The sequence below is a fragment of the Micromonospora sp. NPDC049230 genome (assembly GCF_040647875.1).
Classification (GTDB): domain Bacteria; phylum Actinomycetota; class Actinomycetes; order Mycobacteriales; family Micromonosporaceae; genus Micromonospora.
Genome location: NZ_JBEZCZ010000021.1, coordinates 95437 through 120313, shown reverse-complemented (window position 1 = coordinate 120313; position 24877 = coordinate 95437). Strand labels below are relative to the sequence as shown.

At 72.5% G+C, this 24877-nt stretch carries 23 protein-coding genes; 12 read left to right on the top strand and 11 right to left on the bottom strand.

Annotated elements, in window-relative coordinates:
- Window positions 1–247: 247 nt before the first annotated feature.
- The 3 genes from AB0A95_RS19360 to AB0A95_RS19350 form a co-directional block, all read right to left on the bottom strand.
- Entirely contained in the window at window positions 248–2188 is a 1941-nt protein-coding gene (locus tag AB0A95_RS19360; RefSeq protein ID WP_357557115.1) for an ABC transporter ATP-binding protein, read from the bottom strand.
- 76 nt (window positions 2189–2264) lie between these two features.
- Window positions 2265–3722 (bottom strand): ATP-binding protein, encoded by a 1458-nt coding sequence (locus AB0A95_RS19355; RefSeq protein WP_357557109.1) that lies wholly within the window; start codon window positions 3720–3722, stop codon window positions 2265–2267.
- Window positions 3719–5377 carry an FAD-dependent oxidoreductase gene (locus tag AB0A95_RS19350; RefSeq protein ID WP_357557108.1) on the bottom strand — a complete coding sequence of 553 codons (1659 nt, stop codon included), beginning with the start codon at window positions 5375–5377 and terminating at the stop codon, window positions 3719–3721. The genes AB0A95_RS19355 and AB0A95_RS19350 overlap by 4 nt, the downstream gene beginning before the upstream one ends.
- Window positions 5378–5528: 151 nt before the next feature.
- Here AB0A95_RS19350 and AB0A95_RS19345 point away from each other — a divergent pair, with 151 nt between their 5' ends.
- Window positions 5529–7781 carry a hypothetical protein gene (locus tag AB0A95_RS19345; RefSeq protein ID WP_357557107.1) on the top strand — a complete coding sequence of 751 codons (2253 nt, stop codon included), beginning with the start codon at window positions 5529–5531 and terminating at the stop codon, window positions 7779–7781.
- Between the two features lie 29 nt (window positions 7782–7810).
- Complete coding sequence (gene smpB / locus AB0A95_RS19340) at window positions 7811–8302, top strand: SsrA-binding protein SmpB (RefSeq protein WP_357557106.1); 492 nt, start codon at window positions 7811–7813, stop codon at window positions 8300–8302.
- Between the two features lie 255 nt (window positions 8303–8557).
- On the opposite strand, the gene AB0A95_RS19335 is transcribed toward smpB, so the two are convergent.
- On the bottom strand, window positions 8558–9424 hold the full coding sequence (locus AB0A95_RS19335) for an aldo/keto reductase family oxidoreductase (RefSeq protein ID WP_357557105.1): 867 nt from the start codon (window positions 9422–9424) through the stop codon (window positions 8558–8560).
- A 139-nt stretch (window positions 9425–9563) separates the two neighbouring features.
- Between AB0A95_RS19335 and AB0A95_RS19330 the strand changes: the two genes are divergently transcribed.
- The 5 genes from AB0A95_RS19330 (at window position 9564) to AB0A95_RS19310 (ending at window position 13189) form a co-directional block, all read left to right on the top strand.
- Window positions 9564–10007 (top strand): helix-turn-helix domain-containing protein, encoded by a 444-nt coding sequence (locus AB0A95_RS19330; protein ID WP_357557104.1) that lies wholly within the window; start codon window positions 9564–9566, stop codon window positions 10005–10007.
- Between the two features lie 101 nt (window positions 10008–10108).
- Window positions 10109–10531, top strand: a complete 423-nt coding sequence (locus AB0A95_RS19325) for a TOBE domain-containing protein (RefSeq protein ID WP_357557103.1) — start codon at window positions 10109–10111, stop codon at window positions 10529–10531.
- Complete coding sequence (gene modA, locus AB0A95_RS19320; RefSeq protein WP_357557102.1) at window positions 10528–11313, top strand: molybdate ABC transporter substrate-binding protein; 786 nt, start codon at window positions 10528–10530, stop codon at window positions 11311–11313. The genes AB0A95_RS19325 and modA overlap by 4 nt, the downstream gene beginning before the upstream one ends.
- The gene (locus AB0A95_RS19315; RefSeq protein ID WP_357557101.1) at window positions 11310–12125 is read left to right on the top strand and encodes an ABC transporter permease; all 816 of its coding nucleotides are present in this window, start codon (window positions 11310–11312) and stop codon (window positions 12123–12125) included. The genes modA and AB0A95_RS19315 overlap by 4 nt, the downstream gene beginning before the upstream one ends.
- Window positions 12122–13189, top strand: a complete 1068-nt coding sequence (locus AB0A95_RS19310) for an ABC transporter ATP-binding protein (protein ID WP_357557100.1) — start codon at window positions 12122–12124, stop codon at window positions 13187–13189. Before AB0A95_RS19315 ends, AB0A95_RS19310 begins: the two co-directional genes overlap by 4 nt.
- On the opposite strand, the gene AB0A95_RS19305 is transcribed toward AB0A95_RS19310, so the two are convergent.
- The 4 genes from AB0A95_RS19305 to AB0A95_RS19290 form a co-directional block, all read right to left on the bottom strand.
- The gene (locus AB0A95_RS19305) at window positions 13190–13603 is read right to left on the bottom strand and encodes a type II toxin-antitoxin system Phd/YefM family antitoxin (RefSeq protein WP_357557099.1); all 414 of its coding nucleotides are present in this window, start codon (window positions 13601–13603) and stop codon (window positions 13190–13192) included.
- A 29-nt stretch (window positions 13604–13632) separates the two neighbouring features.
- On the bottom strand, window positions 13633–14205 hold the full coding sequence (locus AB0A95_RS19300) for a GNAT family protein (protein ID WP_357557098.1): 573 nt from the start codon (window positions 14203–14205) through the stop codon (window positions 13633–13635).
- A 68-nt stretch (window positions 14206–14273) separates the two neighbouring features.
- Entirely contained in the window at window positions 14274–14714 is a 441-nt protein-coding gene (locus tag AB0A95_RS19295) for a hypothetical protein (RefSeq protein WP_357557097.1), read from the bottom strand.
- 33 nt (window positions 14715–14747) lie between these two features.
- Window positions 14748–15974: a hypothetical protein gene (locus AB0A95_RS19290; RefSeq protein ID WP_357557096.1), complete on the bottom strand. Its 1227-nt coding sequence runs from the start codon at window positions 15972–15974 to the stop codon at window positions 14748–14750.
- A 155-nt stretch (window positions 15975–16129) separates the two neighbouring features.
- Here AB0A95_RS19290 and AB0A95_RS19285 point away from each other — a divergent pair, with 155 nt between their 5' ends.
- The gene (locus AB0A95_RS19285) at window positions 16130–17692 is read left to right on the top strand and encodes an NAD(P)/FAD-dependent oxidoreductase (protein WP_357557114.1); all 1563 of its coding nucleotides are present in this window, start codon (window positions 16130–16132) and stop codon (window positions 17690–17692) included.
- 51 nt (window positions 17693–17743) lie between these two features.
- The gene (locus tag AB0A95_RS19280) at window positions 17744–18280 is read left to right on the top strand and encodes an alpha/beta fold hydrolase (protein ID WP_357557095.1); all 537 of its coding nucleotides are present in this window, start codon (window positions 17744–17746) and stop codon (window positions 18278–18280) included.
- On the opposite strand, the gene AB0A95_RS19275 is transcribed toward AB0A95_RS19280, so the two are convergent.
- Both AB0A95_RS19275 and AB0A95_RS19270 read right to left on the bottom strand, forming a co-directional pair.
- On the bottom strand, window positions 18270–19106 hold the full coding sequence (locus tag AB0A95_RS19275) for a TrmH family RNA methyltransferase (protein WP_357557094.1): 837 nt from the start codon (window positions 19104–19106) through the stop codon (window positions 18270–18272). The two genes, AB0A95_RS19280 and AB0A95_RS19275, sit on opposite strands and share 11 nt — an antisense overlap.
- A gap of 78 nt (window positions 19107–19184) precedes the next feature.
- Complete coding sequence (locus tag AB0A95_RS19270) at window positions 19185–19427, bottom strand: hypothetical protein (RefSeq protein ID WP_357557093.1); 243 nt, start codon at window positions 19425–19427, stop codon at window positions 19185–19187.
- A 123-nt stretch (window positions 19428–19550) separates the two neighbouring features.
- On the opposite strand from AB0A95_RS19270, the gene AB0A95_RS19265 reads away from it, so the two are divergent.
- On the top strand, window positions 19551–20660 hold the full coding sequence (locus tag AB0A95_RS19265) for a tetratricopeptide repeat protein (RefSeq protein WP_357557092.1): 1110 nt from the start codon (window positions 19551–19553) through the stop codon (window positions 20658–20660).
- A gap of 31 nt (window positions 20661–20691) precedes the next feature.
- Here AB0A95_RS19265 and AB0A95_RS19260 read toward each other — a convergent pair whose 3' ends face one another.
- A complete protein-coding gene (locus AB0A95_RS19260; RefSeq protein WP_357557090.1) occupies window positions 20692–23490 on the bottom strand; it encodes a CHAT domain-containing protein in 2799 nt (932 codons plus the stop codon).
- A 72-nt stretch (window positions 23491–23562) separates the two neighbouring features.
- Here AB0A95_RS19260 and AB0A95_RS19255 point away from each other — a divergent pair, with 72 nt between their 5' ends.
- Window positions 23563–23964 (top strand): hypothetical protein, encoded by a 402-nt coding sequence (locus tag AB0A95_RS19255; RefSeq protein WP_357557089.1) that lies wholly within the window; start codon window positions 23563–23565, stop codon window positions 23962–23964.
- Complete coding sequence (locus AB0A95_RS19250) at window positions 23961–24863, top strand: hypothetical protein (RefSeq protein ID WP_357557088.1); 903 nt, start codon at window positions 23961–23963, stop codon at window positions 24861–24863. The genes AB0A95_RS19255 and AB0A95_RS19250 overlap by 4 nt, the downstream gene beginning before the upstream one ends.
- The last annotated feature ends 14 nt before the right edge of the window (window positions 24864–24877 follow it).

The window sequence follows — 24877 nt, the reverse complement described above, 5'->3', positions numbered from 1 at the left end:
CCCGGCTTGGCGATCATGGAGTTGTGGTGCCGACTTTGGGGTTTTACGGGCGTTCTGTTACCCACCACAACTCCATGATCGGCGAGGCAGTGCTGGTTGACGAACAGCCGTTCCACCTGACGCAACGGCGTTGTCCTTGAAGTAGTGGCCTCGCCGTGGGATGCCACTACAACCAGGATCGAGCACGATCTTGACGGCGCGCGGGAGAGGCGAGGGCGGCGCGGCGCGGGGCGGGGCCCGCGAGGCGTCAGTTGGGCCGGGCGTCGTTGGCGTCGGTCAGGTAGCCGCTGGCCTGGAGGCCGAACAGTTCGCGGTAGATGCCGCCGGCCGCCATCAGCTCGTCGTGACCGCCCTGCTGGACGAGTCGACCCCGTTCCAGCACGAAGATCCGGTCGGCGTGCCGGACGTTGGCCAGCCGGTGGGTGATCAGGACGACCGCGCGGTCGGGGCGACGGCGCAGGTGCTGGAACAGGGCGTGTTCGGCACGCGCGTCCAGGGCGGCCGAGGGTTCGTCACAGATCAGCAGTGCGGCGTCGCGGTAGAGGCCACGGGCCGCGACGAGCCGCTGCCACTGCCCGCCGGACAGCTCGTGGCCATCCTTGAACTCCCGGTCGAGCAACGTGTCGTAGCCGTGCGGCAGGCCGACGATCATGTCGTGCGCGGCGGCGGCGTCGGCCGCCTCCCGCACGCTCGGGCCGGACCGGTCCGGTGGGCGGTCGTGCCGCCCGACGCGGATGTTCTGCCCGGCGGTGAACGGGAACTTCCACCACTCCTGGGTCATCACGGCCACCTGGGCACCCAGGGCGCGCGGGTCCAACTCGGCGGCGTCGACACCATCCCAGCGGATCACCCCGCCGGTCGGCCGGTAGAGCCCCGCGATCAGTTTGGCCAGTGTGGTCTTGCCGGAGCCGTTCTCGCCGACCAGCGCGATCACCTCACCGCGCCGGATGGTGAGGCTGACCCGGTCCACCGCCGGGGCGTCGGTGTCGGGGTAGCGCAGGCTCACGTCGTCCAGCTCGATCACGTCGACACCGTCGGTCACCCGGTTGCCCCCGATCGGCACCCGGGCGTGTGCACGGGCCAGGAAGTCCCGGTAGTCCTGGTAGTAGAGGGCATCCTCGTACAGCGAGTTGGTGGCGACGACAGCCACGCCCAGGCTGCTTCGCGCGGACTGCAACGCGAGCAGGGCGGTGGCCGCGGCGGCCAGGGCGACCATCCCGGCCAGCAGCAGGCCGCCGAGGACCGCGTACACACCGAAGGTGGCCAACCCCGCCACCGTGGCGCCGACCACCCGGGTGCCGGTCTGCGAGCGGACCAGCCGCAGTTGGGCACGGGTCTCGACGGCCATCACCCCGCGGTACTCGGCGAGCAGGAAGTCGCGCATCTGGTACGCGCGCACCTCGGCGGCGGTGTGCCGGTTGGCCATCAGGTGGGCCAGCATCCACATCCGACGTCGGCGGGTGATCCGGGCCAGCATCGCCAGGTACTCCCGGCGGGCCATCCGCACCGCCGTGATCGCCTGGGGCACGGCGGCGAGCAGCAGGCAGGGCAGCAGCAGCGGTTGGATGACTGTCACCGCGACGGCGGTGGCGAGCATCCCGACCACGCCGGTGACCAGGTTGACCGTGTGGTCGACGATCCACGCGGCCTCGGCCATCCCCCGGTCGCGGGCGCGGTCCATCTCCTCGGCGAAGCCGGCGTCGTCGAACGCCGCGAGGTCCACCGCCGTGGTGGCCTCGAACAACCGCAGCTCCACCTGATAGTTGATCTGTGGGGTCAGCCGGGCCTGGGCCCAGCCGGCCGCGATCGTCAGGCCGCCGCGCGCCGACACCGCCGCCGCGGCCACGATCAGCGCCGGCAGGGCCGAGCGGACCCGGTCCGGGGTGGGGCCGGCGGCGAACAACTCGCGCAGCACGCTTGTCGTGGCGAGCAGACCGAACGTGGTCATCACCCCTGCGGCGATGTTCAGGCCGATGGAGGCGACAGTGTCCCGACGGTTGGTGGCCCAGGCCAAGCCGACCGCCTCGCGGACCAGCCGGGGCAGTCGACGGGCCACCGCCCAGAAGCTGGTGTGCGCGAACTCCTGCGCGTGGTGCAGCCAGTCGCGGTCCTCCAACTCCGGCAGCATCGTGCCCGGTGGATCGTCCGGCTGCTCGTCGTTCTCGACGGAGGTGCGCTGGCGGGCCATCGACTCCACGGGACCCTCCTCGGGGCGGGGATCACGAACGCCGCCCGAGACTACTGGCCGCCACCACCCGATGTCTTTAGGTAGTCGGCGCGTCGCGGGGCAGGTCCGGCGAGCCCTCCGTGATCGGCAGCAGCACCCGGAACGTGGTCCGTCCGGGCTCGGTCTCCACCCGGATGTCGCCGTGGTGCTTGTGCACCACGATCCGGTACGAGATGTCCAGCCCCAGGCCGGTGCCCGCACCGACCGGCTTGGTGGTGAAGAACGGCTCGAAGATGCGCGGACGCACCTCGGGCGGGATACCCGGACCGGTGTCGGTGACCTCCACCGCCAGCAGGTCCCCGACCAGGCCGGTGCGCACGGTCAGCACACCCTTCTCCCCCATCGCGCCCAACGCGTTGTCGATCAGGTTGGTCCACACCTGGTTCAGCTCGGCCGCGTACGCCGGGATGTGCGGGATGCCGCGGTCGTACTCGCGGACCAGCTTGACCTCGGCGGGGATCTTCCCCTTGAACATCACGAGCGTGGCGTCGAGCAGGTCGTGCACGTCCACCACCCGGTACGGCGCACGGTCCAGTTGCGCGTACTGCTTGGCGGCGCCGACCAGGCCGGAGACCCGGGTGACCGCGTCGCCGATCTCGCGCATCAGCAGCTCCGTGTCGACGGTGTAGGTGAGCCAGCGCACCGCCGCCTCCAGGTCCGCGGCACCGACCGCCGCCTTCACCTGCGCCAACCAGGCCGCGTCGAGCCCACCGCCGACCAGGATCGGCGCCAGGTCCCACGCCCCAGAGACCCCGTGCTCGTCCAACCAGTCGGTGAGGGTGTCCTCGGCGTCGGCGGTGGCCATCGGCGTCAGCTTCGGCGCGGTGGCCACCCGGGACACCGCCTCCTCCTGCAACGCGACGAGGCCGTGCAGGGCGCTGCCGTCGAGCCGACCGTCGGCGATCATCGCGAGTTTGTGCCGCATCCCGGCGACCCTGTCGCGCAGAACCGAGGTGGCCCGCACCGCCGCCGCCGCCGGATTGTTCAACTCGTGGGTCAGCCCAGCCGAGAGTGAGCCGAGGGCCAGCAGCCGCTCCCGTTCACCGACGATGGTCTGGCTGTCCCGCATCCCGAAGAACAGCCCCTCCAACAGGTGCATCGGCATCGGAAACCAGGTCCGCAGGACATGCGCGAAATCCTCCGCCGGCAACACGAAGAAGTCCGAGTCGACAAGCGCCCGCAGGCTGTGCAGGTAGTTCTGCTCGACCTGCTCACCCAGGTACGCCTGGGTGGCGCCGGCGTACACCCCGCGCTGGTCGGTCCGGCTGACCTCGACGTCGTCGCCGCGCACCTGCCGGCTCAGCGCCACCGCGCCGCGCACCAGCACGAAGAAGCAGGTCGCGGGCTCACCCTCGGCGTACACGAGGGTGCCACCGGCGCGCTGCTCCACCCGGCCACGCTCGGCCAGCCAGTCGAGCTGCCCCTCGTCGAGAGCCTCGAACAGGAACAGGGTACGCAACTGCGCGGGTGTCAGTCGATCGGACTCGCTGGTCATTGGGCCTCCAGGTAGCGGTGCACGAGCGAGACGGCCATCGCGCCCTCGCCGACGGCCGAGGCGACCCGCTTGACCGACTCGGCCCGCACGTCCCCGGCCGCGAACACCCCCGGGACACTGGTCTCCAGGTGGTACGGGTCGCGCGACAGCGACCAGCCGGCCGGTCGACGTCCACCGGCCAGCAGGTCCGGGCCGGTGACGATGAAGCCACGCCCGTCACGGACCAGCACCCCGTCCAGCCAGTCGGTGCGGGGCTCCGCGCCGATGAAGATGAACAGCCAGGAGGTGTCGACCGAGCGGGCCTCCCCGGTGCGGGTGTCACACAGGGTGAGCCGCTCCAGGTGATCAGCACCCGCCCCACCGGCCACCGCCGTGTGCGGGTGCACGGTGATCCGGTCGATCCGTTCCAACTGGTCGATCAGGTAACGCGACATCGACGCGGTCAGGTCCGCACCCCGGATCAGCAGGTGCACCCGCGCCGCGTACCGGGAGAAGTGCACCGCCGCCTGGCCGGCGGAGTTGGCCCCGCCGACGATGTACACGTCCTGCTCCACGCAGCTCGGCGCCTCGGTGGCGGCGGCGCCGTAGAAGACCCCCCGACCGGTGAAGTCGGCAAGCCCGGGAGCGTCGAGCACCCGGTACGACACCCCGGTGGCCAGGACCACCGTGTGCGCCGCGATCTCGGAGCCGTCGCCGAAGCGCAACAGACGGGCGCCACCGGCCTCACTCAGACCGACCACCTCCCGGGCACTGAGCAGCTCGGCGCCGAACTTGACCGCCTGCCGCCGGGCCCGATCGGTCAACTGCGCGCCCGAGACGCCGTCGGGAAAGCCCAGGTAGTTCTCGATCCGGCTGCTCTGCCCGGCCTGCCCGCCGGTCGCCCGCCGTTCGACGAGCACGGTGCGCAGCCCCTCCGACGCGCCGTACACCGCCGAGCCGAGGCCGGCCGGCCCGCCGCCGATCACCACCAGGTCGTAGAAGTCACACGCCGGCACCACCGTCAACCCGGCGAGCGCGGCCAACTCGGCCTCGCTGGGGGCGACAAGCGCCTTGCCCTCGGGCGTCACCACCAGCGGTACGTCCGCCTCGGTGGCCCCGGCCGCGTCGAGCAGGCGGGCGCCCTCCGGGTCGTCGGAGAGCATCCACCGGTACGGCACCAGGTTGCGCGCCAGGAAGTCACGGACCTTGAACGACGGCGCGGACCAGCGGTGCCCGACGACCCGGATCTCGGCGCTCGCCGCGTCCGGGGTGGCCGACCACGCCTCCAGCAGCCCGTCGACCACCGGGTACAGCTTCTCCTCCGGCGGATGCCAGGGTTTGAGCAGGTAGTGGTCCAGGTCGACGACGTTGATCGCCTCGATCGCGGCGTCGGTGTCCGCGTAGGCGGTGAGCAGCACCCGGCGGGCGGCCGGGAAGATGTCCATGGCGGCCTCCAGGAACTCCACCCCGGTCATCTCCGGCATCCGGTGGTCGGCCAGGAGCAGCGCCACCTGCTCGCCGCGCAGCTTGACCTCCCGCAGCGCGTCCAGCGCCTCCGGTCCGGAGGACGCCCGCAGCACCCGGTAGCGGTCCCCGTAGCGCCGGCGGATGTCCCGGGCCACCGCACGGGACACCACGGGGTCGTCGTCGACGGTCAGGATCACCGGGTTCGCCATGGCGCCATGAAATCACCTCCTGCCGGTCGGCCGCACCTGGCCCGAGCCGCGCGGCACGGTTGACCGGGTTCGGGACGGGTAAGCCGGGGAGCCGCGTGGGTGGTCGTCCGTCGACGACACGCCCCGCTGCCGCGCACACCTCGGGGGGCCCATGGCGGACGTGTCGCCGACCGGACCGACGACGTCGGGTGGGATCGTTCAGTTGCGGGTGCACGGCGTATCCGGTGCGGGCGCGGACCAGGTGTTGGACCGGCCGTACGTGCAACAGGTCGCCGGGGACCGCAACGGCGGGTTCTACCGCACCCGGCCCGGCTATCCGGAGTCCGAAGCGACGGACGGGGTGACGCTGGAGGCGTACCGCTGGAGTGACCTGCCGTCCGGCACGGCCGTGCGGACGCTGTCACTGGTGTTCCTGCTGCCGTTCATGCTCTGCAACGTGGCGATCTGGATGCACCCGGTGCCCCAGGCCCCGAAGAGCGTCGTCGTCGCCCTCGGTAGGGCGCTCGCTCTCAGCCTCACCATGCTCTACGTGCTCTCCATCGTCGGCGTGGTGCTGGACCTGATCGCCTGGCGCTGCATGGGCGACCCGTCCTGCCTGGCGGGACGGAGCTGGCTGTCCTGGCTCGGGGGCCGCCCGGTCGGGGTGCGCCTTGGTGTGCTGGCGCTGGTGGCGATCGCCGCCGTCGGTGTCCTCTGGTGGTTGAGTACCCGCCTCAGCCACTCGTTCGACGCGTTCCACACCGGCGGACCGGCGACGTCGCGGCATCGGTTGAGCGCGGTCGGCCAGTGGGACGGGGCACCGCTCGTCGGTCGCCTGCGGTCGGTGCACGTCGCCGCCGCCTTCGCCACGCTGGACGGCAGCCTGCTGCTCGCCGAGTCCAGCCAGCACCGCACCTGGGTGATGGTGGCGCTGGTGGTGGCCGTCGGCGCGGTACTGCTGGCCTGCCTGGTCCTGGTCAGCGCGGTGCGGAGCATCGACCGGCCCGAACCGGCACCCCTGGTGGACGGGCTCACCCGTGGACTGCGCACGGTCACCTGCGGCCTGACGGTCCTGGTGATCGTGCACGTCCTCGCCAGCCCGGCGCCGTGGCCGCAGAGCCGCGCACTGCCCGGGTACGGCGCCACAGTGGCCGGGTTGTTCGTCAGCCAGACCGTGCTGATCACGGTCCTCGCCGCCGTGGTGATCTCGCGGCGGGGTCGTCAGCAGCGCGTCGGAGGACTGCGGCCCGCTAGCCTGCGCGCACTGGGCTCACCGGTCCTCGTGACGATCGCCGCCGGACTCGCGGTGGCCTTCTCCGCCGAGTTGGTCTACCGGACCGCTGACCTCCTGGACCGGGAGGGGACAACCGCCGACGGAATCGCCACGAGCCCGCCGCTGGCGTACAAGTGGGCGATCTTCAGCTTTTTCCTCGCGGTGTTGGGCGCACTGCTGGTGGCCGCCCTGGTCACGGTGCTGACCCGACGCCGTCGGTGGCGGGCCGCGCGGGCAATCGTGGCCGAGGACTTCCCGCACGCGCCCCCGGGGGCGGCCGACCGACTGCGCCAGGTCGAACGGGCGGTGGCACGGGCCCGGTTCACCGAACGGCTGGAGCCGCTCACCGTGGTCTACGCGGGGCTGGCCGCGTTGGGGCTGGCCACCAGTGCGGTCGGACTGTTCCAGATCTACCCCGGCGACATGACCCAGCGGTTCCTGGGCGTGCCCGACGGCTTCGTCAACTTCTTCATCGGCATGGGCAGTTATGTGATCGCCGCGATCATTCTCGGACTCGTGATCGGCGGCCTCTTCGCCTACCGCACGGCCGGGTTTCGCCGGTACGTGGGCGTCCTGTGGGACCTGGGCACCTTCTGGCCCCGCGCGGCGCACCCGTTCGCTCCGCCCTGCTACGCCGAGCGGGCCGTGCCGGAGTTGGCCAAGCGCATCACCTACCTGGTGGATCAGGGGCAGGGGGTGTTGCTGACCGGGCACAGCCACGGCTCGGTGCTGCTCGCCGCCACGGTGCTCCAGCTGCCGGCCCGGGTCACCGACCGGGTCGCCCTGCTGACCTACGGGTCGCCCCTGGGCCGGTTGTACTCGCGGCTGTTTCCCGCCTCCGTCGACGTGTCGACGCTGCGGGAGGTCGGCGAGCGGGTGGGTTGGCGGTGGGTCAACCTGTGGCGCGACACGGACCCGATCGGCGGCTGGATCTTCGCCTCCCACCGGCCCGGCGACACCGAGACGCTGACCGGGCCGGCAGCGGCGGTGGATCGTCGGTTGACCGATCCGCAGGACGTGGTGCCTCCGCCCAGCGACAGTGTCCCCCCGCCGATCCTGGGGCACTGGCCGTGCGAGTCCGAGGAGGCGTTCGGGCAGGCGGTGCGAGATCTGGTCGCACGGCTGCGACACGACCGCCCGGCGGTCGACTGACCGGGCTGGCGGCCGGATATCGTCGCCGGGTGACACCGTCCAAGAAGCCCGAGCGCCGGTTGATCGCCTCGAACAAGAAGGCCCGGCACGAGTACACGGTGCTGCGCACGTACGAGGCGGGCATCGTGCTGGTCGGCACCGAGGTGAAGTCGCTGCGCGAGGGGCGGGCCTCGCTTGTCGACGCGTTCGCGCACGAGCGCGACGGCGAGATCGTGCTGTACGGCCTGCACATCGCCGAGTACGCGTACGGCACGTGGACCAACCACGCCCCCCGCCGCAACCGCAAGCTGCTGCTGCACCGGGCCGAGATCGACCGGATCCTGGACAAGGTCCGCGAGGGTGGGGTGACGCTGGTCCCGTTGTCGATGTACTTCGAGAACGGCTTCGCCAAGGTCGAGTTGGCCCTGGCCAAGGGCAAGCGCTCCTACGACAAGCGGCAGACGATGGCCGAGCGGGACGCCAACCGGGAGATCGCCCGCGAGCTGGGCAGGCACCTCAAGGGCCACCCCCGCCGCCCCTGACCTGGGCCGGATCGCAGTTCTTTCCCGCGGCGCGCCCGCGGGTCGTTGACGTCCCCGCGGCCCAGCCTCCCCTGCCGACCCGACCCGCACGCCCGCCCCCGCGCCGAGCGCCAAGCGCCAAGATCCGCACAACATCGGGGTAGTTGCGCGGATCTTGATGACGGGCACCGTGCTCGGGCGGGGCGGGGCGGTCGTCGCGACTGCTGACGGCACCGGGTGGACCCGTCGGAAACGCGGGCGGGTCCACCCTTCTCGCTAGCGGCCGATCTTGTCCAGCTCGGCGAGGTCTTCGTCGGACAGGGGCAGGGCGGCGCCCGCGATGTTCTCGCGTAGGTGTGCCGTGGACGAGGTGCCCGCGATCAGCAGGATGTTCGGTGAACGCCGCAGCAGCCAGGCCAGGGCGACCGACATCGGCGCCGCCTCCAGCCGGGCGGCCACTGTCGAGAGCAGCGAGGATTGCAGAGGACTGAAGCCGCCGAGGGGGAAGAACGGCACATAGGCGATGCCCTGCTCGGCGAGCGCGTCGATCAGCTCGTCGTCCTGGCGGTGCGCGAGGTTGTACCTGTTCTGCACGCACACGATCGGGGCGATGGCCTGCGCCTCGGCGACCTGTTCCGGCGTCGCGTTGCTCACTCCGAGGTGCCGGATCAGGCCCTCCCGCTGAAGATCGACAAGAGTCTCGAACGCCTCGGCGACCGATTCGGGCTGCGGGCCCGCGGCGTCGCCGAGCCGGAGGTTGACAAGGTCGAGCACGTCGAGACCGAGGGTCTCGAGGTTCTCGTGCACGGACCGGCGCAGGCTTTGCGGGTCACGGGCCGGGGGCCAGCCGCCCTGCTGGTCGCGGTTCGCGCCGACCTTGGTCACGATGTGCAGCGAATCGGGGTACGGGTGCAGCGCTTCCCGGATCAGCTGGTTGGTGACCTGCGGCCCGTATGCCTCGGAGGTGTCGATGTGGGTGATGCCCTGCTCGACGGCCGCGCGCAGGACGGCGAGTGCGCCGGCGTGGTCGGCCGGCGGTCCCATGACCCACGGGCCGGCCAGCTGCATGGCGCCGTAGCCGAACCGGGTGACCGTCAGGTCTCCCAGCGTCCAGGTGCCGCCGGGAAGGGAGGTGGAGGCCATGTTCTTACCTCTGGTTTTCGTGTCGTACCGAGCCGTGTCGGTGCATCGCTTACCTGCTCCACTATCGGGGTGTAACTTCACTACGGGAAGTAGGCACCTGAAGGTGCGTAACTCCCCCAGTGGCGGAAGGAGCGGTTCGATGACAACGACGACGGCGGCGCGGCAGAGGGCTCAGGCCAAGGTGGAATACGACGCGTTCCTGGCACAGTGTCCGAGCCGCAAGCTGCTCGACCGCATCGCGGACAAGTGGGTCACGTTGGTGCTGGCCGCGCTCCGCAGCGACGGCTCGCACCGGTTCGGCGCCGACTGCGCCAGCGAGCCCCGCCCGCTGCGCTACTCGGAACTGTCGCGCCTCCTGGCCGGGGTCAGTCAGAAGATGCTGACCCAGACGCTGCGCTCCCTGGAACGCGACGGTCTGATCACCCGCACCGTGGTGCCGACAGTGCCCGTCACCGTCACCTACCAGCTGACCGACCTCGGTGTCTCCCTGCACGAGGTCATTCGCGGCCTGAAGGGCTGGGCCGAGACGCACATGGACGACGTGCTCGCCAACCGCGCGACGTACGACAACCGCGTCGGCTGAGCCGCCCCCGCGCACCTGCGGCCGAAAAGACCCACCGGAGTACGCGGACACGGCTCGATCCGGCCTTTCCTGCCCGCGGATGCGGCAGCTAGGGTGAGCCGGTGACGATGTTCCGGATCGGTGCGGCGGCCGACCTGCTCGGCGTCAGCAGCGACACGATTCGCCGCTGGGTCGACGCCGGGCGGCTGACGGCCGGGCGCGACGAGCACGGCCACCGGGTGATCGACGGGGTCGACCTGGCCGCGTTCGCCCGCGCCCAGGCCGCCGACCCGGACGCGGGCGCCGAGTTCTCCTCGGCCCGCAACCGGCTGCGCGGCATCGTCGTCGACGTCCGCAAGGACACCGTGATGGCCCAGGTCGACATCCAGGCCGGCCCGTTCCGCGTCGTGTCGCTGATGAGCCGGGAGGCGGTCGACGAGTTGGACCTGCGGGTCGGCTCGGTCGCCGTCGCGGTGATCAAGTCGACCACTGTGGTGGTGGAGCGGGCCGCACCCGCCCCGAGCAGGGGACGGTCGGGCGAATGAGCGCGCGGGTGACACGTACGGCGATGGCCGTGGTCCTGGCCCTGACGGTCGCCGGCTGCGGCGCGGGCGCCGACCGGGCCTCCGGCGGTGCCGTCGACGGGCGGGTCACCGGCACTGTGACGGTCTTCGCGGCCGCGTCGTTGACCGAGTCGTTCACCCGCATCGGCGCGGACTTCGAGGCCGCCAACCCGGGCAGCACCGTGACCCTCAACTTCGCCGGCAGCTCCGCGCTCGCCAACCAGGTCAATCAGGGCGCACCGGCGGACGTGTTCGCCTCGGCCGCTCCGGCGACAATGGCCACTGTCACCGAGGCGGGCAACGCCGACGGCGCACCGAGCGTCTTCGCCCGCAACCAGCTGGTGATCGCGGTGCCCCGGGGCAACCCGGGGCGGGTGACCGGGCTGGCCGACCTGGGCAGGCCCGGCGTGAAGGTGGCGCTCTGCGCCAGGCAGGTGCCCTGCGGGGCGGCGGCCCGCACCGCCCTGGACGCGGCCGGCGTCGCGCTGACCCCGGTCACCCTGGAGCAGGACGTCAAGGGTGCGCTCGCCAAGGTGCGGCTCGGCGAGGTCGACGCGGCCCTTGTCTACCGCACTGACGCACTGGCGGCGAGCGCCGACGTGACAGGCGTCGAGTTTCCCGAGTCGGCGCGAGCGGTCAACGACTACCCGATCGTCGCGTTGCGGGACGCACCCAATCCGGCCGGCGCACGGGCCCTCGTCGCGTACGTTCGCTCGGCACCGGCGCAGGCCGTCCTCGCCGAGGCGGGCTTCCAGGCCCCATGAGTCGGGTCCTCGACCACCTGCCCCCCCGACGGCGAGGGCGGGTGCCGGCGGCGCTGTTGATCCCCGCCGCGCTGGGGTTGCTCTTCCTCGTCCTGCCGCTGGCTGGTCTGGTGATCCGGGCGCCCTGGACGACCCTGCCGCAGCGGCTCACCACGCCGGGGGCGCTGACCGCGCTGCGGCTGTCGGTGCAGACCGCGACCCTGGCCACCGTGCTCTGCCTGCTGCTCGGGGTGCCGCTGGCCTGGGTGCTGGCCCGGGTCGAGTTTCCCGGCCGCCGGCTGGTCCGCGCGCTGGTCACCGTGCCGCTGGTGTTGCCGCCGGTGGTCGGCGGCGTGGCGCTGCTGCTGGTCTTCGGCCGGCGGGGGTTGCTCGGCGGTTGGCTGGACGCCACGTTCGGCGTCACCCTGCCCTTCACCACCACGGGTGTCGTGGTGGCCGAGTCGTTTGTCGCCATGCCGTTCCTGGTCATCGCCGTGGAGGGCGCGCTGCGCGCCGCCGACCACCGCTTCGAGGAGGCCGCCGCCACACTGGGCGCCGGCCGCTGGACCACCTTCACCCACGTGACGGTGCCGCTGGTGGCGCCCGGGTTGGCGGCCGGGGCGGTGCTCTGCTGGGCGCGGGCGTTGGGCGAGTTCGGTGCCACGATCACCTTCGCCGGCAACTACCCCGGTCGCACCCAGACCATGCCGCTCGCCGTCTACCTGGCACTGGAGACCGACCTGGAGTCCGCGATAGTGCTCAGCCTGGTGCTGCTCGTCGTGTCGGTGGGCATCCTTGTCGCGTTGCGGGACCGCTGGATGACAGGCGCATGAGCGAGGCGCTGCTCGACGCCCGGCTCGTCGTCGACCGGGGCGCCTTCCGCCTCGACGTCGCGCTGCGGGTGGCTCCCGGCGAGGTGGTCGCGCTGCTCGGCCCGAACGGCGCCGGCAAGACCACCGCGCTGCGCGCGCTGGCCGGGCTGCATCCCCTCACGGCCGGGCACGTCACGCTCGACGGCGTCGACCTGGATCGGCCAGCAGACCGTGGCTGGGTGCCCACCGAACGCCGGCCGATCGGCGTGGTCTTCCAGGAGTATCTGCTCTTTCCGCACCTCAGCGCCCTGGACAACGTGGCCTTCGGGCCGCGTCGGCACGGCGTCGACAGGCGGGCCGCGCGGGCCACGGCCCGAGACTGGCTCGCCCGGGTGGGGCTCGACGCGCAGGCGCAGCGCCGGCCCCGGCAGCTCTCCGGCGGGCAGGCGCAGCGGGTGGCGCTGGCCCGCGCGCTGGCCGTGGCACCGGCACTGCTGCTGCTGGACGAGCCGCTCGCCGCACTTGACGCACGCACCCGGCTGGACACCCGCGCGGAGTTGCACCGCCACCTGTCCGCGCATCCGGGCGCGACGGTGCTTGTCACCCACGACCCGTTGGACGCCCTCGCGCTGGCCGACCGGCTGGTGATCGTCGAGGGTGGCCGGGTGGTGCAGGAGGGCGACGGGCCGAGTGTCACCGCCCGCCCGCGCACCGACTACGTCGCCCGGCTCGTCGGGCTCAATCTCTATCGAGGAAGGGCCGAAGGGCATGGGGTACGCGTCGCGCCGGAGCTGACCCTCACCGTCGCCGACCGGCTCGACGGCGAGGCGTTCGTGGCGTTCCGCCCGGCGGCGGTCGCCCTGCACCCGACCCGACCCCAGGGCAGCCCCCGCAACACCTGGGCGGGCACCGTGGTCGGCGTGCAGCGGCACGGCGACAACGTGCGCGTGCAGGTGGACGGACCGATCGGGGTGGCCGCCGACGTCACGCCGGCCGCCGCCGCCCAGCTGCGGCTGCTCCCCGGTCAACGGGTCTGGGTGGCGCTCAAGGCCGCCGAGACGCACGCCTACCCGGCCACCGGCTGATCAGTCGGCGAGCAGGTCGTTGTGCGCCGCGCGCAGCCGGGCCAGCGTCGGGTCGCTGCCCGGGACGACCCGGCGATCCAGCTCGGCCCACGCCTGCGCCAGCGCCGCGCGGATCGCACCCAGCTCGGCGGCGTGCCGCTGACTGCTGCGTCGGTGCTGCTCCTCCAGGCGCCGTGCCCAGCCGGCGGTGACAGTGGCGAGCCGGTCGGCGTCGGCGCGGGCCTGCGCGCCGCTGCGGGCGGCCGCGGCGGGGACGATCGCGGCGACCGGGCGGGGATCGCCATCGCGGGTGACGACGGTGACCGCGTCGGTCAACTCGGCGAGCGCGACAAGTTGACTGAACCGGGTGCGCGCCTCACGCAGCGGCACGGAACGCGGCGGGTCGGAGTGGGGGGTGAGCGCGGGGACGGCCATGAATGCATGGTGCCGCACGGGTATGACAACTATTCGCGGTCACCAGTGGACGGTGAGTGCGCGGCGGGCCACTCGTCGGCCAGCACCGACCAGACCTCCAGGTCGATGCGGCCGTGCGGGCCCGGGCTGACCTGGCGGAGCGTGCCGTCGAGGCGCAGGCCGAGTCGCCGGGCCAGGGCCCTGCTGCGCATGTTGTCGGCGGTGGTGCGCCACTCGACCCGCTGGATGCCGCGCTCGCGGACCGCCCAGTCGACGATCCGACGGATCGCCGGGGCGACGATTCCCCTGCCCTGCGCGGCCGGCTCCACCCAGCAACCCACCTCGCAGACGCCCCGGGTCACGTCGAACGAGACGAACATGACGCCGCCGACAAGCGTGCCGCGCCACCACAGCCCCCAGATGCCGCCGGTGTCACTGGCCCACCGGTCGGCGTAACGCTGCAACACCGCGCGGGCCGACGGCAGGTCGGTGGCGACGAACGACGGCGACACCCAGGGCCGGATGTGCTCCCGCGCCCGATCCAGGTGGGCGAGGAACTCCTCGGCCCGCCACGGGTCCAGCGGGCGCAGCTCGACGTCCTCGGTCAACGGCAGAGCGAACACCGGGCCTCCAGGGGGATATGGAGAAGCAGCCTCGCACAGGCCCGTCGGGTGCGCGCACCGGGCACCGCTCAGCTCGGCAGATGGTTACGCAGTGCCGCGAACTGCGCCACGGTCAGGTACGACGGGTTGGCCGCCTGCGGTTGCCGGAACACCTCCAGGTCGGTGAGCCGCTCGTCGGCGCGTAGTCGCAGCCGGGGCACCCGGTCCCGCTCGGCGAGGATGGGCAGGTCCAGGGGCACCGACCAGGGTTGCCCCGACGGCCCCGGCTCGGCCGGCCCGGTGACCCGACCGATCCCCCACACCCCGTAGGGCAGTCGACGGCGACTGCCGCTGGCCCAGAAGACGACCGCCTGTCCGGCGCGCATCAGCCGCGCCCGGTAGCCGGGGCGTACGCACCAGCTGGCCACCTGCGGATCCCAGGCGAACCGGGCGGTCAGGTCGACCTGGTCGGCGTTGCCCTTGATCAGCCAGGCCCCCAGGTCGTCGAGGCGCACCCGCGGTTCGGTCACCGCCTCATCCTGCCCCGACGACGGCCACACCAATCAGATGATCGTGTGGGTCCAGTAGCTGAGCCAGAGCGCGAACAGCACGCCCTGCACCACGGCGAGCGTCGCGGTCAGCCACACGTCGACGCCGGCGTGCCGGGCCCACCGGGCCAGCACCAGGGCCACCGGGAACGCGGCGAGCAGGTACCGCAGCAGGCTCCGGTAGACCGCCGGGCCCATCGAGAGCGGCACCAGCACCATGAGGACGCCGTACGCCAGGTAGGCCAGGTCCCGGCGGCGGAACCCGGCGACCAGCACGACCAGCACGGCCACGGCGAAGAGGGCCCGGGCGGTGTCGTGTGGCTCCCCGGTCAGCCCGTTCAGCAGCACCGGCACCGGGTTCTGCACCTCGATGCCCCAGCCGATCCGCTGGGCGTGCTGGTAGGCGAACCAGTCCCCGCCGCGCCAGCGGCAGAACGCCATGAAGGTGAACCACCCGGCGGGCAGCAGCAGCAACGGCCAGCCGATCCGCAGGTAGCCGAGCAGGGCGCGCGGGCCGAGCCGCCAGTCGTGCTGGCGCAGCAGGATCAGGGCCAGCGGCAGTGCGACGAGCAGGCCGACGGAGCGGCTCATCGCCAGGAAGTAGCCGAGCACGCCGACGAGCAGCCACTGCCCTCGCTCGGCGTGGTAGAACGCGGCCAACGCGAGACAGACGAAGAGCGACTCGGTCAACGCGGCCTGGAACAGGAACGCGGTCGGCAACAGCACGAGGTAGCGGGTGAACCGGCGGGCGGCGGGCGCGTCGCCGAGCAGCAGCTCGGCCAGCCGGTAGCCGTACCAGAGCGCCAGCAGGAACGCGACGTTGCTGATCAACAGCAGGGCCAGCGCGTTGTCGCCGCCGAGCAGCGCGCCGACCGGCCGGGCCAGGAACGGGTAGAGCAGCGGGAAGCCGAAGTCGTTCCAGGGCTGGTTCAGGGGCAGCTCGCTCAGCCGCAGGTAGAGCAGCCCGTCCCAGGCGAACCAGAAGGAGATCCACCGGTGCCCGGAGATCTCGCGCTGCTGCGCCCACATCATCGCCTCGTCCGGCGGTGGCGCCCCGGGCACGCCGTCCCAGGCGTGCAGGACCAGCAGCCCGAGCAGGGTCAGCAGCAGCTTCGCGCCGAGGAACAGGCCGATGACGTACGGCCAGGGCTCCGGCACCCGACGGGCCACGCGCGCCGTGGTGCCGCCGGCCGCGGCCAACCGGACGGCAAGCGTCGCCGTGCCGCTCCGCCACCGGTGCATCCGCCCCCACTCCCCCATCCGCCGGCCCACGCCCGCCGCACCGGAGTGTGGTCCAACCGGTTGTCCGCCGCCAGACGCCACTCCGGAGCGGAATCGATCGTTGACCAGCAGTGACATTCGACGCAGAGCGGGTAGGCACGGCGCTTCCGACGACGGTGGGAAGCAGCGAGCAGCACGGCACGGTGGTCATCGGGGCGGGGCCGGCGGGGCTCACGGCGGCGTACGAGCTGCTCCGGCACGGCCGGACGGTTCGGGTCTTCGAGGCCGACGAGGTGGTCGGCGGGATCAGCCGGACCGTGGAACGCGACGGGTGGCGCTTCGACATCGGCGGGCACCGGTTCTTCACGAAGGTGCCTCGGGTGGAGGCGTTCTGGCACGAGATCCTGCCCGACGAGGACTTCCTGACCCGGCCCCGGATGAGCCGGATCTTCTACCGGGGTGCGCTGTTCAACTACCCGCTCAGCGCGATGAACGCGCTGCGCAACCTGGGGCTGACGGAGGCGGCCCGCTGCCTCGGCTCGTACGCCCGCGCCCGGCTCCGGCCACCACGGGACCAGTCGCACTTCGAGGGCTGGGTGTCGGCCCGGTTCGGCTGGCGCCTGTATTCGATCTTCTTCAAGACGTACACGGAGAAGGTCTGGGGGATGCCGGCCGACCGGTTGCGGGCCGACTGGGCCGCGCAGCGGATCAAGAACCTGTCGCTGGCCACGGCGATCCGCAACGCCGTGCTGCCGAGCCGCCGGCGCACGGACGTGACAAGCCTGATCGAGGAGTTCCAGTACCCGAAGTACGGGCCGGGGATGATGTGGGAGCGCTGCGCCGAGCGGGTCCGCGAGCGGGGCGGGCACCTGACCACCGGCAGTTGGGTCACCGCTGTGCACCGCGACCCGGCGCGACGGCGGGCGATCAGCGTGACGGTCAACGGCGCGGGCGGGCAGCGTACCGAACCGGCCGACCACGTGATCTCGTCGATGCCGATCTCGGAGCTGGTGTCCGTCCTGCGCCCGGCGGCGCCGCCGGAGGTGCTGGCCTGCGCCGCCGACCTGCGCTACCGCGACTTCCTGACGGTCGCGCTCGTGGTGCCGGCGGAGTTCTCGTTTCCGGACAACTGGATCTACGTGCACGACCCGGGGGTGCGGGTGGGTCGGATCCAGAACTTCGGCTCCTGGTCGCCGTACCTCGTCAAGGACGGCCGCACCTGCCTGGGCCTGGAGTACTTCGTGTTCGAGGACGACGAGATGTGGCGTACCCCCGATGCCGACCTCGTGGCCCTGGGCACCGCGGAGCTGGAGGGGTTGGGGTTGGCCCGGCCCGGCGTGGTGGAGGCCGGCTACGTCGTGCGGATGCCCAAGGCCTACCCGGTGTACGACGAGCGCTACCAGCACAACGTGGACGTGATCCGGGCGTGGCTGGCCGAGGCGGTGCCGAACGTGCACCCGGTGGGGCGCAACGGCATGCACCGCTACAACAACCAGGACCACTCGATGCTGACCGCGATGCTCACCGTCGAGAACATCGCCACCGGTAGTACGCATGACGTCTGGACGGTCAACGTCGAGCAGGACTACCACGAGCAGTCCGCCGGCGGCGACCGGCGCGGCACGGGCCGGGACGCGCCGGTGCTGCCCAGCCGGATCGTCACCGCCCCGATCGCCACGCCCGTCGGGGTCCACTCCGGGGGCGACGGCGACCGGGCCGAGCAGGTGCCGCTGGCCTGACGGTGTCACAGGGGCGTGGTTTGATCAGACCCTCGATCCGAAGGGGGCACTGTGGGGCGCAGAGCGATCATCTTCCACGGGACCGGCGGCAACCCGGATGTGTGTTGGTACCGCTGGCTGGCCGGGCGGTTGGCGGCCCGGGGCTACGCCGTCGAGGTGCCGCACCTCCCCGACCTCAACGTCGAGCCGATCGCCACGTTCCTGCCGAAGGTGCTCGACGCGCACCGCTTCGACGAGGACACGGTCCTGGTGGGCCATTCCGGCGGCGCGGCGCTCCTCCTGGCGCTCCTGGAGCACGTCGAGGTGACAGTTGCCCAGGCGATCCTGGTCGCCGGCTACTGCACCCCGCCCAACACGAGCGAGGAACCAGTCCTACAGCAGAGCTACGACTGGGCCGCGATCCGGGCGCACGTGCGCGACATCTCCTTCATCAACTCACGCAAGGATCCGTACGGCTGCGACGACAGCCAGGGACGCGCCATGTTCGACCGGCTCGGCGGCACCCAGATCGTGCGCGACGACGGGCACTTCGGCGACTACGACCAGCCGTACGACCAGTTCGACCTGCTCGACCGACTCATCGCCTGACGCGCCCCCCGCCGGCCCGTTGGCGTGCCGCCTCGTACAGGACGACGGATCCGGCGGTGGCGGCGTTCAGGGAGCTGGCCATGCCCACCATGGGGATCCGGATCAGGTGGTCGCAGGCATCGCGCCACGCCGAGCTGAGGCCGGAGGTCTCGTTTCCGATCACCAGCAGGGTCGGCTGGGTGAAGTCGTACTGGGTCGCCTCCACCGCCCCGCTCTCGTCGGTGCCCACCACCCGCACCTCGACGCCGTCGGCCCGGATGGCCGCGACCCAGTCGAGGACCGGCCGGTGTCCGGGCACGCGCACGACGGGCACCGAGAACAGCGAACCCGTGCTGGCGCGTACGGCTTTGGGGTCGTAGACGTCGGCGGCATGGCCGGTGATGACGACGCCGCTCGCGCCGAAAGCGTCCGCCGATCGGATCAGCGTCCCGATGTTGCCGGGGCTGGTCGGCCGGTCGAAGACGACAGGGAGCAGGCCGGGGCCCGTCGGGATGCGACGGAGGTCGTCGTCGGGCAACGCCACCACGGCGAGCAGCTCCGGGGCGCCCTCCACCTTGCCGCCCAGCTCGACCATCAACTCGCCGGCGACGGCGACCCTTGTCGCGCCGGCCGCGTCGAGGGTCTCCCGCGCCCAGGTCGACAGGTGGGCGTCCGCGTTGAACAGAAGCTCACGGACCTGCCACCCGAGTTGGATCGCCAGCGTGATGGGTCGGACGCCCTGCACGAGGAACTCGCCGCCGCGCTGGCGCTTGGTGCGATTGCCCAACAGCGCCTCCCACTGTTGGAACCGTGCATTGCGAGTCGTCACCCGTAGGACTGCCACCAACCCCGCCTCCATCGCATCCGCCCGTTCGCTGTTCGGCACGCCGTGCGGCCAGCGACGACGTACCAGAACCCGCCGAGCTTACGTGGGTGGGCACCGCACCCGGCGCGCGCTGGGCGAGGAGTCGACCCGGTGGCGGTCCTCCCCAGCTGGCCGGCCCGGTTTCTTCCTCGGCGCCGGCCTGACCACCCCGTGGTGGCAGAGCGACCCGGCTTCCGGGATGCCCGCGCCGTCGAGCAGGACGACAGCGCCGGGCACCGCACCGACGAAGTCCTCGTTCGGCCGGTCGGCCCTACCCGCGCTCGTCGCCAGACTGACGTGCACTGCCCACCTCCTGACGTGCGTGCGTCGATACTCTCTCGCCGCGGGCGATATCGGTTGACGTCGACACGTAGTCTGCTGTCGATGACGTGTCGTGCGGTTGTCGACACTGCGGAGGTGCGTGCGGTGGGCAGATGGTTCAACCGAAGCCGCAAACGCGACGACGAGCCACCGCGTAAGGCGACGTCGTCCGGGCCGGTCATCGAGATCACCGTCACCCAGGGTGGGCGCTCGACCACCCAGACGATCGGTGGTCCGGCCGCCTTCGGGCTGCAATATCACGCCTACTACGACCAGTACGGCGCCGCCGACGCGCGCACGTTGGAGGCGGGGTCCCGTTACGCGCAGGAGTTGATGCGCGGCAACGACGTCGCCGAAGCCGTGGCCGTCTACCAGGAGATCGTCGGGCTGCGCAGCTCGGCGTTGGGGCCGGAGCATCCGGACACCCTGCGCAGCAAGCACAGCCTGGCCTTCGCGCTGTGGCAGCGCGGCTCCCACGCCGAGGCGGAACGGGTGCAACGAGACGTCTACGCGGCGCGGCGTCGGGTGCTGGGCGACGACGACGCCGAGACGCTGCGCAGCGGCAACAACCTGGGCTGGTTGCTGATCGAGCTGGGTCGCCTCGACGAGGCCGAGCCGCTGCTGCGGCGGGTCGCCGACGGCATGGCACGGACGCTGGGCCGCGACAACGCGGACACCCTGGCCTGCCACATGAAACTGGCCGGGCTCCAGCACCTGCGGGGCCGCAGTCAGCAGGCCGAGCGAACCCTGCGGGACGTGGCCACGCGGATGACCAGGACGTTGGGGGCCACCAGCCCGGTGGCGCTCCAGGCCCGCAGCAACCTGCTCGTCGTCCTGCTCGACAACGGCCGGGCGGCCGAGGCGGTCGACGCCGCCCGGACGCTGGCAGACGACGCCGGGCGGGCCCTGAGCAACACCGACGGGGTACGCCTGCACGCCCAGCACTCCCTGGCCAGGGCACTGGACGGGGTGGGCCGGCGGGCCGAGGCGATCCGGCTGCTGGCCGACACGCTGCCGGACAGCGAACGGGGCCGAGGCGCCGACCATCCCGCGACCCTGGAGATGCGCACGCTCTTCGCCCTGCTGCTGGTCGAGGAGGGTGACCCGCGGGCGGGTCGGGAGGCGCGGGCCGCGCTGGCCGCATGCGAACGCGTGCACGGCCCGACCCATCCCCACACGGAGAAGGCCCGCGCGCTGGTCCGGCGCACCCGCTGACGCCGACGGGCGGTGGCCCGATGAGCGGCGGTCAGCCGCCGGTGTGGATGTGCGCCGCCCACAGCGTCGGCGCCAGCGGATAGCGGTCCCGCAGCCCCCGCACGGCCGAGTGCAGCGCGTACGCCGCCGCCCCTGTCGCGTCGGCGTGCTGGTAGAAGGCGGTGGTCAGGGCGAGGGACACCGCGTCGTCGATCTCCCACAGGGTGCCGATGACGTGCCGGAACCCGGCGAGTTGGAAGGCGCCGGTGATGTGCAGCGACTCGTCGACGAGGGTCGGCGGGGCCTGGGCGGTCGCGCAGGCCGACAGGAAGGCGAACTCGGCGTCCAGGTCGAGCTGGGACACATCGGTCACGGTGAGCGGGTCGTCCTGGTGGTCGTGCACGAGTAGCCGGCCCTGCGCCGGGTCGTGCGGATCGGCCACCGCGTGGCACGCGAAGTGCGCGTACGCCGAGCCGGCCAGCCGGTCCAGGACCTGCTGCCGGGTGGCCGCCGCGTCCAGCCCGAGCCACGCGCCGGGCAGCGCCCGCGCCGCCGACGCGGCCTCGCGTTCGGCGCTGGGCAGCGCGGCCGGGCTGCCCGGGGTGGCGCGCATCGCCACGACGCAGGACCGGGCGTCGGGCCGGGCCCTGCGCGGCCCGGTGCGTTTGCGGGCGAGCGCGGTCACGGTCGGGGTGTAGGAGGAGACCACCCGGTCGAGGGCGGACCGGCCGGCGCCGGCCTGGGCGGCGTGCAGGGGGAAGAACGCCAGCGGGCCGACCGGACACCACCAGACGCGCGGCAGCTCGCCGGCCGCCCCGGGCGCGTCCACGTGCTCCAGCACCGGCCCGACGAGGGCGTGCCACAACCATTCCAGTACGCCGGTGAGCGCCGACTGGGCGCGCAGCCGGCTCCGCGCGTCCGCCGCCGGATCGTATGTCGTGGTGGTGGCGTCCTGGAGCAGACGCAGGTGTGTCATCGCGTCGGCCAGCGACAGATCCGGCAGCGGCAGCACCGTCACGCGGTGCTGCCGCAGGATGAGCGCGTCGCAGCGCAACTCGCTCGCGATCGGCACGATCACCGTGCCGTCGACCTGGTCGAGCAACTGCCGGGCGCTGGGCGCGCGCAGGAAGTCGCCCAGGCCGGGCAGCTCCCGGATCGTCGCCAGCAGCACGTTCCACTCGGTTTCCCGGTCCCGGCCGAAGGTGGTGGGCCGAGACGCTTCGGGGGCGGGCGCTTCGAAGTCCCGGCGCATCCGTTGGAAGTCGCCCGCCAGACGCCCGTCGGCGCGTTGCAGCGCCGCCCACTCGCCGTCGGCCGTCAACCGCTGGTGCAGCAGCAGGCCCCGGCCACGCTCCAGCAGCTCCAGGGCCCGCTCCGGCTGCCCGGCGCCGATCGCGCAGGAGGCGGCGGTCGCCGCCAACCCGGCCGTCGAGCCGAGATCGGCGTACTGGTCGTGTCGGGTACGCCCCCGGGAGGCCAACCGGGGCAGCAGTGTGATGGCCTCGTCGAAGGCATCCGTCGCCTCCTCCCACCGGCCCAGCGCGGTGAGCGTGTAGGCCGCCTTGTCGAAGGCCTGGATCCGGACCGGTACGGCGCCGGAGTCGGTGCGGCCGGCGACGCGCGCCCGCTCGGCGGCCTCGGTGAGCAGGGCCGTCTCACCGGTACGCAGATAGGTCGCCCGCAACGCCTGGGCGATGGACAACCCGGTCTCGGCGCGGTGCGGATCACGCGCGGGCAGGGCGTCCAGCGCGCGCCGCAGCAGGACCAGCGACTCCTCCAGGTAGGCGAGCTCCCCGGTGGCGTCGTAGAGCAACCGGAGGCTGTAGCCCAACTGGTCCAGGTACAACGCGTGGTTGGGCTCGCCGCGCACGGAGAGGGCGAGCGCCCGGCGCAGCAGGCCGATCGCCGTCTCCAGGGCGGAGAGGTCGCCGGTCAGCTGGTGCGTCTTCATGCCGACGGTGGAGAGGCTGGCGAGCGCCGTCCGATGGTGCGGGTGGCGTTCGCCGACGGTGTCCAGCGTGGCGGCGAACTCCTCCCAGGCCTGGCCGAGCAACTCGGCGCGGCCGGTGCGGTCGACGAGGGTGAGCAGCGTCTGCCCGGCCAGGAACCGTGCGTCGATGCTCTGCGGGCTGTGGTCGCGCAGCATCGCGACGGCCCGTTCGACATCGGCCGTGTGGGTGGTCCCGGAAGCCCTGGCCAGCAGGCAGCGGGCTCGCAGCAGGACGAGCTGGTCCTGGTTGGGCCCGGTGGTATCCACCGAGGACACCAGCTCCAACGCCTCGTCGACGTAGTCCTCCACACCGGTGAGCTGGTGGGCGCGCAACAGCGCCTCCGCGTGGATGCCCCGCAACACGGGCAGATGCTCCTCGCTGATCCACCGCTCGGCCATCTTGGCGATGGCCGTGAGCCGGTAGAGCGTGTCGACCGAGCCGTCGAAGTCGTGCCGGACCCGATAGATCTGGCAGGTCTTCAGCCCCAGCACCGCGCTGTTGCCGAGGTCGGCCGATGCGTCCTCCGCGAAGCGCAGATAACGCTCGGCGATGTCCAGGAGCTGCGGCTCACTCTCGATCCGGGCTCTGGCCAACAGCACGTCGGTGTACGTGGCGAGCGCGCGAACACCGTGCGGCGTACCCAACTCCTCGGCCAGAAAGGAGTCGGCCATCGTGCGGATCGCGGCCTCCAGCACGACGGTGGCCTCGATCAGGTCCTGCCGCGCCTGGCCCGCGTGGTACCTGTCGAGCAGCGCGGCCCCCAGCTCCACCTGGGCCTCGGCCCACCGCCGGTCGCCGCGCGGCTGCCTGGCCGCGGCACGACGCCACTGGTCGACAGCGTCTCTCGAATAGCGACCCACCGGCGCACCTCCCCGTCACGGTTGCCCCCAGCCTGCCAGCCGCGCACCACATCGACAGGAGATAATCAGCCGATGAGTCAATCGGCGCCGGACAGGCGACTCGACGACGACCGGGCGGCCCGGCTGGCCCGGGTCTGCGCGGACATCACGCAGGTGGGCGACCTGCTCGGGCCGGAACCGGCCCAGGCCCTGGCGCGGCTGCGGGACCTGCCGGTGTCGGACCAGGGCGTGGACGCGGTGCTCGCGGAGGTGACCGAGTTGATGCGCCTCGGTGGGCTGGTCGGTGGCGACACGGCCGCCCGCGGCCACCACTACCTGCCACTGGCCGGCGTCCACGGCCACCGCCCGGAGGTCGTCCAGGTGTGCCCCGGTGACCTGTGCGACCGGGTGGAGATTCCTCGGCCGTACGCCGGCCCGCCGCCGCGCTGCGCCGTGTGGGACTGCCCGCTGCCGACCTTTCGGATGGACCGGTGAACGCGGTCATCGCCTCACTCGGGGGGAAGCTGGCGGAGCGGTGGCTCGCCGGGCTGGCGCTGCCCGGTGTGGTGTTCGTGGCGGTGGCCGCCGTGGCGGTGCGACTCGGCCACACCTCCTGGTGGGACCTGCGGCTGGTGGCGCGGGAGCTGGACCGGCTCGCCCTCGGGTCACCGGCCCCGGGCACCGGCTCCGCGCTGCTGATCGTCCTCGGTGTCGTGCTGGCCAGCGTCGTCGCCGCGACTGCCGCTCAGAGCCTGGAACGCCTGGTCGTGGCCCTGTGGACGCAGGGCTGGGGCCGGGCCGGCGAGGCGGTGACGCGCCGGCGGCGGCGCCGGTGGCACGCCGCCGTGGCCCGCTACGAGGCCGCCCTGCGGGACAAGGCACGCCGGTTGCGGTCCGCCGACGGCGCCACCGGGCCGCTGCCGGACACCCAGGCGCTCGCCCGCGCCTGCGACCGGATCGCGTTGACCGAGCCGGACCGGCCGACCTGGATCGGTGACCGCATGCTCGCCACGGCGGTACGGGTGCGGGCCTGCTACGACCTGGACCTGGCCGCCGCCTGGCCCCGACTGTGGTTGCTGCTGCCCGAGGAGACCCGCGACCCGCTCGCCCTCGCCCAGGCCGACTTCACCGCCGCCGCCCGACGGGTGGGCTGGGGATTGCTGTATCTGGCGCTCGGCCTGCTGTGGTGGCCCGCGGCGATCATCGGCCTCGGCCTGTGCGTGGCGGGTTGGCGACAGGGCCGCGGCACGGTGTCCGTGCTGGCCGACCTGGTGGAGGCGGTCGTCGACCTGCACGTGCGCGCTCTCGGCGCCGCACTGGGGCATCCCACCGACGGCACCTTCGGCACGGCCGACGGACAGGCGGTGACGGTCCTGCTGCGCAAGGACCGGTGAACCCGGAGCCGACA